General features: G+C 41.3%; 12 protein-coding genes. 9 read left to right on the top strand and 3 right to left on the bottom strand.

All coding sequences use genetic code 11. From position 1 onward, the window contains the following. Positions 1-92: 92 nt before the first annotated feature. Both DXB39_RS10855 and DXB39_RS10850 read left to right on the top strand, forming a co-directional pair. Positions 93-851: an adaptor protein MecA gene (locus DXB39_RS10855; protein ID WP_117841699.1), complete on the top strand. Its 759-nt coding sequence runs from the start codon at positions 93-95 to the stop codon at positions 849-851. 18 nt (positions 852-869) lie between these two features. Further along, on the top strand, positions 870-1,253 hold the full coding sequence (locus DXB39_RS10850; RefSeq protein WP_022243433.1) for a hypothetical protein: 384 nt from the start codon (positions 870-872) through the stop codon (positions 1,251-1,253). 94 nt (positions 1,254-1,347) lie between these two features. On the opposite strand, the gene proC is transcribed toward DXB39_RS10850, so the two are convergent. Beyond that, entirely contained in the window at positions 1,348-2,166 is an 819-nt protein-coding gene (gene proC / locus DXB39_RS10845) for a pyrroline-5-carboxylate reductase (protein ID WP_117841700.1), read from the bottom strand. An 81-nt stretch (positions 2,167-2,247) separates the two neighbouring features. Continuing rightward, positions 2,248-3,042 (bottom strand): enoyl-CoA hydratase-related protein, encoded by a 795-nt coding sequence (locus tag DXB39_RS10840; protein ID WP_022243431.1) that lies wholly within the window; start codon positions 3,040-3,042, stop codon positions 2,248-2,250. 691 nt (positions 3,043-3,733) lie between these two features. Here DXB39_RS10840 and DXB39_RS10835 point away from each other — a divergent pair. From DXB39_RS10835 to DXB39_RS10815, 5 genes are all read left to right on the top strand, one after another. Further along, on the top strand, positions 3,734-4,903 hold the full coding sequence (locus tag DXB39_RS10835; RefSeq protein ID WP_117841844.1) for a pyridoxal phosphate-dependent aminotransferase: 1,170 nt from the start codon (positions 3,734-3,736) through the stop codon (positions 4,901-4,903). A 114-nt stretch (positions 4,904-5,017) separates the two neighbouring features. Further along, on the top strand, positions 5,018-5,212 hold the full coding sequence (locus tag DXB39_RS10830; RefSeq protein WP_117698545.1) for a hypothetical protein: 195 nt from the start codon (positions 5,018-5,020) through the stop codon (positions 5,210-5,212). A 52-nt stretch (positions 5,213-5,264) separates the two neighbouring features. Then, the gene (gene mutY, locus DXB39_RS10825) at positions 5,265-6,353 is read left to right on the top strand and encodes an A/G-specific adenine glycosylase (RefSeq protein ID WP_117841701.1); all 1,089 of its coding nucleotides are present in this window, start codon (positions 5,265-5,267) and stop codon (positions 6,351-6,353) included. A 345-nt stretch (positions 6,354-6,698) separates the two neighbouring features. Further along, a complete protein-coding gene (gene glf, locus DXB39_RS10820) occupies positions 6,699-7,844 on the top strand; it encodes a UDP-galactopyranose mutase (RefSeq protein WP_117841702.1) in 1,146 nt (381 codons plus the stop codon). 30 nt (positions 7,845-7,874) lie between these two features. Continuing rightward, complete coding sequence (locus DXB39_RS10815) at positions 7,875-8,891, top strand: glycosyltransferase family 2 protein (RefSeq protein ID WP_117841703.1); 1,017 nt, start codon at positions 7,875-7,877, stop codon at positions 8,889-8,891. Between the two features lie 182 nt (positions 8,892-9,073). On the opposite strand, the gene DXB39_RS10810 is transcribed toward DXB39_RS10815, so the two are convergent. Next, positions 9,074-10,522, bottom strand: coding sequence for a nicotinate phosphoribosyltransferase (locus DXB39_RS10810; protein WP_117841704.1), 1,449 nt, complete (start codon positions 10,520-10,522; stop codon positions 9,074-9,076). 263 nt (positions 10,523-10,785) lie between these two features. Between DXB39_RS10810 and DXB39_RS15075 the strand changes: the two genes are divergently transcribed. Then, positions 10,786-11,358, top strand: a complete 573-nt coding sequence (locus DXB39_RS15075; RefSeq protein WP_242986260.1) for a DUF4190 domain-containing protein — start codon at positions 10,786-10,788, stop codon at positions 11,356-11,358. Positions 11,359-11,378: 20 nt separating this feature from the next. Continuing rightward, a complete protein-coding gene (locus DXB39_RS10800; protein WP_117699086.1) occupies positions 11,379-11,927 on the top strand; it encodes a DUF4190 domain-containing protein in 549 nt (182 codons plus the stop codon). The last annotated feature ends 159 nt before the right edge of the window (positions 11,928-12,086 follow it).

Here is a 12,086-nt window from a genome sequence, read left to right as displayed (position 1 = left end):
AAAGCTTTCCGGTTGAAAAGAAAGGGCTTTTAGTGTATAGTAAGGTTACAAATAAGGGAAAACGCAGCGAGAATAATGGCAGGTGATTGTTTATGAGATTTAAAAGAATCGATGTGGATACGGTGCGCTGTATTATTTCAGAAGAAGAATTAATGGAAAATGGACTGGAAGTAGATGATTTTCTGCAGAATGACGGAAGAACAGAATCGTTTCTGCGTAAGATTATTTCCATGGCAGAAGAAGAGGTCGGATATAAAGTACAGGGTGGAAATATTACCATTCAGGTTGCAGTACTGCCGGAGCATACGCTGGCACTTACTTTTTCGGAGAAGCCGGAGCTTGGCATCAGCAATATGTTGGAAAATCTGAAGTCTGCAGTAGAAAGTCTGGTTAAGAATGCTCCTGATATTGAAAAGCTGAAACAGACGTCAAAAGAGCTGGCAAATCAGAATCATACGGATGAAGGCATTGCAGAAATACAGCCGGAGCAGTCAGCTTCCAAGGCAGAAGAAAGCACAGATAAGAAACAGTCTACCGGTGGCTTTACACTAAAAGACCGGAATTTTTATCAGCTTTGCTTTGCAAGCATGGAACGTGCAATTTTTTATGCCAAGGGCGTCCGTCTGGAACTGCCGATGAAGAGCAGTCTTTATTATCTGACCAGAGAGGATGCTTATTATCTTTTGCTTGAGAAGGGAGAACTTAGTGATAAACAGCTTTGTCGTCTTTTAAGTGCTTCTTTGGAATTTGCAGATGATATTTATGCGCATGGACCGACCCGGGCATATATTATGGAGCATGGAAAATGCATTTTGCCGGAGCAGGCGTTAGAACATTTACAGGAAATTTAGACAGACAGAGGAATTGGAATGGAAGAATATAAAGATAAAGCATCGTTTGAAGAATTTTTTAAGCAGAACTATGTACCACTGGATTATAAATCCATTCGGAATGAGATGCGGGAGGCAGCCGGAGATGGCTGGAGCCTTTTTACCGATGAATACAAATTTCGTGGAAAGATAGATAAGAAAGATTTTATTGTGCATATGACAGGCGATGCCTACTGCACTTTTGAAGAGATTGTGGAAAATGCAATTGATGAGTTGAACAGCGGAATCCTTGACATTGTGATGGAAATCGGCAATGAGATGGAATTTGACAACGATACAGCAGAAATTTATTTTGATACCATTGAAAAGCAGTTGAAGGAAATGTTAGATGCCCTTTATGATGATGTGCTTAAAGATTTATAAAAGCAGGTAAAATAAACAGTAAAGATAGAAAAGACCCCGGAAGAACGATTGTATGTAAATTAGTCCTTCCGGGGTTTCTTATATGCCTTTAATATCAATCGGAGAGTTTGCTCATGGCACGGGATTTTTCAGAGCAGGCATTCTGGGCAGCAATTACGGTGCTGCGGAAGGAGCCTTCCTCTAATTTTGCCACAGCAGCAATGGTAGTTCCGGCCGGGGAGCAGACTGCATCCTTTAATTCACCCGGATGTTTACCGGTCTCTAATACCATTTTAGCTGCACCAAGAACGGACTGGGCAGCAAATTTATAAGCCTGGGCACGCGGCATTCCGTCATTAACGGCTGCGTCAGCCATTGCTTCAATAAACATATAGACATAAGCCGGTGAGGAACCGCTGACTCCGACTACGGCATCCATAAGACTTTCCGGTACAATTTCTGCTTTACCAAAGCTTTCAAAGAGAGAGACAACCATTTTGTTTTCTTCTTCTGTGATATGCTCATTTGGGGTAATGGCAGACATGGCTTCCTGAACCATAGCCGGTGTATTAGGCATGGTACGAACCAGTTTAATATCTTTGCTGAATAAAGATTCAATCCGTGAAATGGTCTGCCCGGCAGCAATGGCAACTATGATTTTGTCATCGGTAACACTGTCTTTGATTTCTTTGATGACTGTTTCATAAAGATATGGTTTTACAGCAAGAAAAATGATATCGGATTCTACAGCAACAGTCTCATTGTCTAAGGTGGTGCGGATACCATACTGCTCAGAAAGTGTATCCAGTGTGGCCTGGGTTTTCGCACTGGCAATCAGGTGGCTGGCAGGAACCAGACCGGAAGAGATAATTCCGCCAATCATGGCACGACCCATATTACCGCTTCCGATAAAACCAATTTTTTTATCTAACATGATGCATTCTCCTTTTATGAAAGGGGATATCCCAGATGCTACTGGAATATCCCCTTTGATATTGTCTAAGTATAAGTTCAATTAGAAATCTGTTAAGTCAGCAGCTCTTCTCTCTAAGAAAGCACTCATGCCTTCTTTTTTATCATGGGTAGAGCAGGTTACGCCAAACAGGTTAGCTTCCATTTCAACAGCATTCTTGATATCCATATCATATCCGTTGTTGATAGCAGCTTTTGCGATAGATACTGCATAGCTTCCTTTAGAGATAATTTTCTCTGCCATAGCTTTTGCGGTTGGCATTAATTCTTCTTTTGCAACAACTTTGTTTACAAGTCCGATGCGGTATGCTTCGTTTGCATCGATGTTATCGCAGGTGAAGATCATTTCTTTTGCACGTCCCATGCCAACAAGACGGGCAAGTCTCTGTGTACCACCGAATCCTGGGATGATTCCAAGACCACACTCAGGCTGTCCGAATACTGCGTTGTCAGAAGCAATACGGATATCACATGCCATAGAAATTTCGCATCCGCCACCTAAAGCGAATCCATTAACAGCAGCGATAGTTACCTGTCTCATATTCATTAATTTAAAGAATGGAACAGAAGCTTTCATACCGAATGCTCTTGCTTCAGCAGCAGAGAAGTTAACCATCTCAGCGATGTCAGCACCAGCAACGAAAGATTTGAATTCGTTACCTTTCTTATCAGCACCACCGGTTAAGATAACGACTTTGATATCGTCTCTTCCCTCGATTTCGGTAAGAACAGTGTTCAGTTCATCCAATGTTTCGGAATTCAATGCGTTTAATGCTGCAGGTCTGGTAATAGTAAGAACTGCAATTTCGTTTTCAACTGTTAAAGTTAAGTTGTTCATGAAATAGGACCCTCCTGATTGATAAATTATTAACAATGTTTCAATACTTATAATGGTATAACTTTTGGAGGGATTTGTCAATAAAAACTGGTATTTTACAGGGATTGTGCTACAATAGGAAAAGACTTGTCATGTGATTACGCAATGGTTTTTGTGAGGAAGCGGATTTTTGGAATTTTAAGCAGCTTTTCTATAAGATTTTTTGTTGAAAGCAGAATGTATGCAATTCTTAAAAGTGCTTTTTTCTTATTGTTGTCTGTTTTGCCGCCTGCTTTGACCGGATGCCTTTTGTGGTCCGTCTGTTACGGATATCTAAGGCACCTTTAAGCAGCTCTAGGCATTTCTGCTTATAAAGCTGTTTTTCCGGCAACCGGCGCATAGTCACATCCGTGCTCCAATGCGCCTTCCTGGCACATCCATGTGCCAGGATTGCCAGTTAACAAAAGAAATGCCAAGAGCTGCTAGCAAGGCACCTAAATGATATCCGTAATCAGGCGAACCGCAGAAGGCATACTGTCAAACATTGGAAAAACAGGCACTATCCCAAGAGAAAAAAGCACTTTTTTAGAATTGTAGCATTCTGATTTCTAAAAAGGCTATAGAAAAGCTGCTTAAAATTCGAAAACCACTGCTTCTAAAAAATAATTGCGTAATTACATGACAGGACTTGTACAAAGAGAGGTCAATGAAAATGAAAGATACAAAATCATACTTATCAAAAATCGTACAGGATATGCCGGATTCCGGAATCAAGGATTTCTTTGATGTGGCAAATACCATGGAAGGTGCACTTTCACTGGGTGTAGGCGAACCGGATTTCCCGACACCGGAGCATGTAAGAGAGGCAGCGATTGCTTCTATAAAAAAGGGGGATACCAAATACACCGATAACCGCGGAACGGTAGAGCTGCGTGCAGCGGCAGCGGATTATCTGACAAAATTTGATTTGCATTATGATAAACAGGACGAAATACTGATTACCATGGGAGCCAGCGAAGGAATTGATTTAGCTCTTCGGACACTGGTGAATCCGGGAGAGGAAGTCTTAGTGGCAGAACTTTCCTACGTTTCCTATATTCCATGTATTGAATTATGTGGCGGTGTTCCGGTATCATTAAAATTAAGAGCGGAGAATAAATTCCGACTGACCAGAGAACAGTTAGAGGAAAAGATAACGGAGAAATCCAAAGTCTTACTGATTTCCTATCCGAACAATCCGACCGGAGCCATTATGGAAAAGGAAGATTTAGAGGCAATCGCAGAGGTGGTAAAGGAACATGATTTGTTCGTGATTACCGATGAAATCTATGCAGAATTAACCTATGGAAAAAAACATGTTTCCATCGCATCTCTTCCGGGCATGTATGAGCGCTGCGTTGTATTAAACGGATTTTCCAAAGCATTTGCCATGACCGGATGGCGTATGGGAATTGCAGCAGGACCAAAGGATGTTATTTTCCATATGAATAAAATACATCAGTTTACAACTATGTCAGCAGGAACCACCAGCCAGTATGCGGCATTGGAAGCATTGACCAGTCCGGTGAGAGATGAAGAGATTGCAGTCATGCGGGAAGAGTATGATGCCAGAAGAACACTGATGGTAGAGGGATTCCGTAAGATGGGATTATCCGTAGCAGAACCGGAAGGCGCATTCTATGTATTTCCGGACATTCGAAAAACAGGACTTACCAGTGAAGAATTCTGTAACCGCCTGTTGCAGGAACAGAAGGTAGCCGTTATCCCGGGAAATGCCTTCGGTACATGCGGAGAAGGCTTTGTACGGTGCTCCTATGCATATTCGCAGGATGTCATTCGTGCCTGTCTGGAGAAAATTGCTGAATTCGTAGCACAGTTCTAATAATTGGAAAATTATTATGTGATGCATTTGATTTACGTGAGTAGATGGTATTGTTGATAAGATACCCGGACAGTCCGTTAAGTAAGGATGCCTGATAAAGGCGGTTAGTGGCACTTGGAATTTCGTCCGGCATCCGGCAACGCTGGCACAGGGATGTGCCAGCGAGGTGCATATGAACATGGATGTGAATTTGCACCGGTTGCCAGCGAAGGCTGTATCCCTTCGAAATTCTTAGTGCCACTTATCGGCTTTATGTGGCATCAGAACTTAACGGACTGCCGGGATATGCTCGGTTCAAACTATCGATAGCAACGTACAACCCTGCACCCACGAAACAGAAATAGAATTAGAAAGAGGAACCATGAGAGAACCATTTGACCTGACAACCCTGATAGAACCATTATTAAATTGGTTTAAAGACCATGCCAGAGTGTTGCCCTGGCGCAATGAGCCGACCCCATACCGGGTGTGGGTGTCTGAAATTATGCTGCAGCAGACCAGAGTGGAAGCGGTAAAACCATATTTTGACCGGTTTTTAAAGGAGCTGCCGGATGTGGCAGCACTTTCAGACTGCCCGGAGGAGAAGCTTTTGAAACTCTGGGAAGGACTTGGATACTACAACCGGGTGAGAAATATGCAGATTGCGGCACAGACGGTCATGGAGAATTATCATGGAGAGCTTCCGGCAGATTATGAGGCACTGATAAAGTTGAAAGGAATTGGTCATTATACGGCAGGTGCCATCGCATCTATCGCATTTGGCATTCCGGTACCGGCGGTGGATGGAAATGTGCTCCGTGTCATATCCCGGGTAACAGAGGATGATGCGGATATCATGAAAGCATCTGTGCGGACGGCAATGGAGAAGGACTTATTGGAAATTATGCCGGAAAACAGGGCGGGAGCTTTTAACCAGGCACTGATGGAGCTTGGTGCAACGGTATGTCTGCCGAATGGGGCACCTTTATGCGAAGCATGTCCTTGGAAAGAAGTCTGCCGGGCACAAAAGAGTGGACGCTGGAGAGAACTTCCGGTAAAGAGCAAGGCGAAGGCAAGAAGGATAGAGGACAGAACAGTTCTTGTTATAAAGGCAGAGGATAAGGTCCTTTTGCATAAACGGGCCAACAAGGGACTTTTAGCTGGACTCTATGAATTTCCAAATGTGGAAGGGCATCTTAAGGAAGAGGAAGTTATTACCTATCTTAAGAAAATGGGGTTGTCACCGATTCGTTTGAAAAAATTAGAAGACAGCAGGCATATTTTTTCCCATATTGAATGGCATATGACAGGATATGCAGTGCAGATTGATGAGACAGAGCAGGAGTATCAGAATATGCTCTTTGTGAATGTGAAAGAAACGGAAGAACAGTATCCGATTCCGGCAGCATTTTCCAGATACACGGGATATATGAACATTCGTCTTGGAAATGACAGATATAAGGAAGAATAGCAGAAAAGCCATAGAAAAAAGAGGGAGCCGGTGATTATCACCGGCCTTTCATATGAAAAAGATTTTTTATGGTAAGTGTTAAAAACACTATTTTTTGGGAGGAACCTTGCATCAGATGCAAGGTCTATGAAAAAATAAAATTATCGCTTTTTTCTTTCTCAGCTTAGTTATAGTATAAAAGCAGAATGTGAAAACAATATGCCCGGATTGTTAGAAGGCTGTAAATAAAATATGAATAAATTGTAAACGAAGTGCCTTAAAGAAATCCTAAGAAAAAATGAATTGGAAAACAAATGACAAATGTGTATAATTGAATGAGGATTACCAAGGGGAAGGAGAACAGAAATGTACGACAGCATTGTAATCGGAGCCGGAATCGCCGGCAGTGTGGCAGCAAGAAAGCTGGCAGAAGAAGGAAAGCAGAAGGTTCTTTTATTGGAACGGAGAAATCATATTGCAGGAAACTGTTATGACAGACCGGATGACCATGGAATTGTAATACATGAATATGGTCCACATATTTTTCATACAAATAAGGAAGAAGTATATCAGTATCTGTCAAGATTTACAGACTGGTATTTCTTTGGTCATGAGGTAGTAGCAAATGTGCATGGGACACTGATTCCGGTACCATTTAACCTGAATACTTTACATATGGTTTATGGGAAAGAGCAGGCAGACCGGTTAGAGCAGAAGCTGATTGCCGCATACGGAGAGGGAAGCCGGGTTCCGATTATGAAATTACGGGAAAATGAAGATGCAGATATCCGGAAGATTGCGGATTATGTATACGAAAATATTTTCCTTTATTATACGATGAAGCAGTGGGGGCAGAAACCAGAGGAGATAAGCCCGGAAGTAACAGGACGTGTGCCGGTGCTGATTTCTTATGATAACAGATATTTCCAGGATAAATATCAGGGTATGCCAAAGGAAGGTTATACCGCAATGTTCGAAAAGATGTTAGACCATCCGGATATTGAGGTAAGGACTGGTGTAGATGCCGGAGAGGTACTGAAATTTACAGAGGACGGCATTTATTTTGATGGAAAGAAATTCGAAGGAAATGTCATTTATACCGGAGCACTGGATGAGTTGTTTGCATGCTGTTATGGAAGGCTGCCATATCGTTCCCTCCGCTTTGATTTTGAATATTATGACAAACCGGATTATCAGGGACACAGTGTTGTAAATTATACGGTAAGCGAGGATTATACCAGAATTACGGAGTTTAAGTATCTGACCGGGCAGCAGGCAGATGGAACCACGATTGTAAAGGAATATCCATTTGCATACAGTGGAGCAGAAGGAGAGATTCCTTATTATGCCATTTTAAATGAAGAAAATCAGTCATTATATGAAAAATATAAAGCACTGACCGGAAAATATCCGAATATGCATCTTTTGGGAAGACTGGCAGAATACAAATATTATAATATTGATGCCATGACAGAGAAAGCATTAGAACTTACCAAAGAACTTTTAAAATAAAATGTTTCGAAAAACGATTGGAGAAAAAGAATGAAATTATTATCAGTAACCATTCCATGTTACAATTCACAGGATTATATGGAACATTGTATTGAAACACTGCTGACAGGTGGAGAAGATGTGGAGATTTTAATCGTAGATGACGGCTCAAAGGATGCAACAGCAGAGATTGCTGACCGTTATCAGAAGAAATATCCTACTATTATTAAGGCAATCCATCAGGAAAATGGTGGACACGGTGCAGCTGTAAATACCGGTATTGCCAATGCAACCGGACTGTATTTTAAAGTGGTAGACAGTGATGACTGGGTAGATGAAGAGAGCTATCACAAGATTCTTGCTAAATTACGAGAACTTGTGGGCGGAAGTACTACTCTTGATATGTTTATCAGCAATTTCGTATATGAGAAGCAGGGCGCAGAGCATAAAAAAGTAATGAAATATACCAGAATGTTCCCGGAAAATGAAGTCTTTACCTGGTCTGATGTAAGGCATATCAGCAAGGGGCATTATATTCTGATGCATTCTGTTATTTACCGTACCCAGTTATTAAGGGATTGCGGACTTGAACTGCCAAGACACACCTTCTATGTGGATAATCTTTTTGTATACAATCCGTTGCCATATGTAAAGACCATGTATTATATGAATGTGGATTTCTATCGTTATTTTATCGGAAGGGAAGACCAGTCTGTCAATGAAAAGGTTATGATTGGAAGAATTGATCAGCAGATTAAGGTAAATAAACTGATGATAGAAGAAGTGAATTTGTGGAAAATTGCAAACCCAAAATTAAGAAAATATATGTTTAATTACCTTGAAATTATTACTGTAGTATCAACAGTACTTTGCCTGCGTTCCGAGACAGAAGAAAATCTCATGAAGAAACGGGAACTGTGGTCTTATATCAAAGGTTATGATCTTCGTCTCTTCCATCATTTAAGAAGGGGGATTTTAGGACAGTCCATGAATCTTCCGGGTAAGGGTGGAAGAAAGATTTCTGTTGCAGCATATAAGCTGACCCAGAAGATTGTCGGATTTAACTAAGCTGAAAGAAAAAATGTGAATAAACGAGCGTAGGTTTGTAGAAAAGAAAAACAACAGAGGGCATTATTGCTTATATAAAGAAACCACCTTATGCCGGAAATGATATGAAAACGGTAAAGGCGGTTTCTTTTTTATGCGAGTAACGAGAAAAATTGCATGCTCGCAAAGAGTGTTTCTTGTAGTTACATATGCTCTTTATTTAAGAGAGCAGTTTTCATTTCATATAATTTGTCGGATAAATCAACGTAGATTTCCTGTGGATTTACGAAACGTTTTGTCTCATCCCAGATGGTATCTTTTTCTCTGGTGCAGTAACGCTGAATATCCATAACACTTGGAGATTCGTAAACACATTCGCCCTTCTGGAAAACCGGAACAAGAAGTTCACGCAGCGTATAGCTTCCACCAGGAAGAGTTGTTTTCTTCCATGGGGCGTTCGGGTCAAAGAGCTTCATGTCCTTGGATTCATCAAAGACTTCGCCCACCAGACAGATAAGGTCAGCCTTAATCTTATCGGTTTCTTTATCATAAATACGATAAACAGTTTTATTGCCAGGATTTGTAACTTTTTCCACATTTTCGGAAAGCTTAATCTTTGGAATGAATTCACCGGCTTCATTCTGGATAGCAGCCAGCTTGTATACACCGCCGAAAGCAGGATTGTCTTTGGAAGTAATTAAGTTGGTTCCAACACCCCAGGAAGTAATGGTAGCCCCCTGAATCTTTAAGCTTTCAATCAGATACTCATCCAGATCATTGGAAGCGGAGATAACTGCGTCCGGGAATCCGGCATCATCTAACATTTTGCGGACTTTCTTGGAAAGATAAGCAAGGTCGCCACTGTCCATACGGATTCCGTAGTAGGTAAGCGGAATGCCGGCATCTCTCATTTCTTTAAATACCTTGATGGCATTTGGCATACCGGATTTTAAAGTATCATAGGTATCGACAAGAAGGATGCAGGCAGATGGATAAAGCTCTGCATATTTCTTGAAGGCGGTATATTCATCCGGGAAACTCATAATCCAGCTATGGGCGTGGGTTCCAAGTACCGGGACGTCAAACATCTGACCGGCAAGGACGTTGGAAGTACCTTTACAGCCGCCGATAACAGCAGCTCTGGCACCGTAGGTTCCGGAATCAGGACCCTGGGCGCGTCTTAAACCAAATTCCATGACGCCATCGCCCTGGGCAGCGTAGCATACGCGGGCAGCCTTGGTGGCAATCAGGCTCTGGTGGTTGATGATATTTAAGACTGCAGTTTCGATTAACTGGGCTTCCATAATCGGAGCAACCACTTTTACAAGAGGCTCTCTTGGAAAAATCAGAGTTCCTTCCGGAATTGCATAGATATCACCGGAGAATTTAAAGTTACTTAAATAAGTTAAAAAGTCTTCATCAAAGATGGATAAACTTCTTAAATAGGAAATATCCTCTTCGTCAAAATGAAGATTCTTGATATAGTCAATCATCTGGTCTAATCCCGCGCAGACTGCATAACCGCCATCACATGGATTGGTGCGGTAAAAAGCGTCAAAAACAGCCACATCACGGTTGCCGGTTTTAAAGTATCCCTGCATCATTGTCATCTCATAAAGATCAGTCAACAATGTCAAATTTAATGTACTCATATGTGATATTCCTTTCTTTTACATCTGTAAATACAGGTGTCTTGTCAGATGAATTATAGACTTTTACTTACAAAAAAGCAAGTAATGAGTATAAATATGCTTCATTATAACCATTTTTTTCGGATTTGCAAAGTTTATGATAAAATATATGAGAAAAAATTTATAAAAATTTTATAATTTCATTTATTTTTCTTGTAATGGGGGTAGGCATTTGTTACAATAAATGGGAGAAAATATTTTATACTAATGGAGGATGTATTATAATGAGTGAAGAAAATTTCAACACTGAAAATGGAACGAATGAGCAGACATATAGCCAGCCACAGCAGACATATAGCCAGCCACAGCAGACATATAGTCAGCCACAGCAGACATATAGCCAGCCACAGCAGGCATATGAACAGCCACAGCAGAATTATGACCAGCAGGCTTATAACCAGAATCAGCAGTATGCACAGCAGAACTATGGTTATGACCAGTCCCAGCAGGGATATGGAACTTATCAGCAGCCACAGCAGCAGGCATATGGAAGCTTCGACCAGACACAGTATGGTTACAACCAGCCGGCTTCATCCGGAAAAGGAATGGCAATTGCATCCATGGTACTGGGAATTGTATCCATCCCGGCAATCTGTTTCTGGATTGTAGGACTTCCTTGTGCAATTGTAGGATTAATCCTTGGCATTCTTTATAATAAGAAAAACGAGCATTCCCCAATGGCAACAGCAGGTATTGTCTGCAGTATTATTACCATTGCACTTCTGGTGCTGGTACTTATCCTGTACATCGTTGGTGCAGTATCATTAAGTTCTTTGGGATATAGCTACTATTATTAAAAAGGAATTGGTGAAGCAGAATGTATCCAGATAACAGGAATCCATATCCGTTGAATCAAAATCAGAATCCGCAGTATGGGAATCCATACCCGCCGAATCAGAACCAGAATCCGCAGTATGGGAATCCATACCCGCCGAATCAGAACCAGAATCCGCAGTATGGGAATCCGTACCCGCCAAATTACAATCAGCGTCCGGCAGATAACCGGAAAGAGGAGCCGGGAAAAGGTTTCGCAGTTGCATCCATGGTGTTGGGGCTGATTTCACTGGTATTATTTTGCACCGGAATCAATATTATAACTGCAATTCTGGCAATTGTTTTTGGAATTATACATCTGGTGAAACAAAAACAGAACCCTGGAATGGCAGTTGCAGGTATTGTAACAGCTGTAGTTGGTATACTTGCATTTGTAACGTACTGGCTTTTGATTATTCATGCAGCAGGCAGAACCAGTGGGCCGGATGAATTCCTAAGACGTTATGAATATCAGTTTGATGGTGAAATGAAAGCACCGGATGACTATCAGGATTTAGAGGATTATCTGCAGCATAATTTTGAGAATTTTTAAGAAGAACATAAGAAGCATTGAATGGAGAATCAAATCTGTTCAGTGCTTTTTGCTTCATTTATCTGGAAATACCGGAAAGTAAAAGGAAAGCACTAACCGTTGAAAAAAATAGTGCTTGACGCACAGACACACAAGTGTAATAATACAATAGTACAATCA

It is taken from the genome of Roseburia sp. OM03-7AC (assembly GCF_003462625.1).
Classification (GTDB): Bacteria; Bacillota; Clostridia; order Lachnospirales; family Lachnospiraceae; genus Roseburia_C; species Roseburia_C amylophila.
Note: the sequence above shows the minus strand (reverse complement) of the source record. Positions and strands in the feature narration are given on the sequence as shown.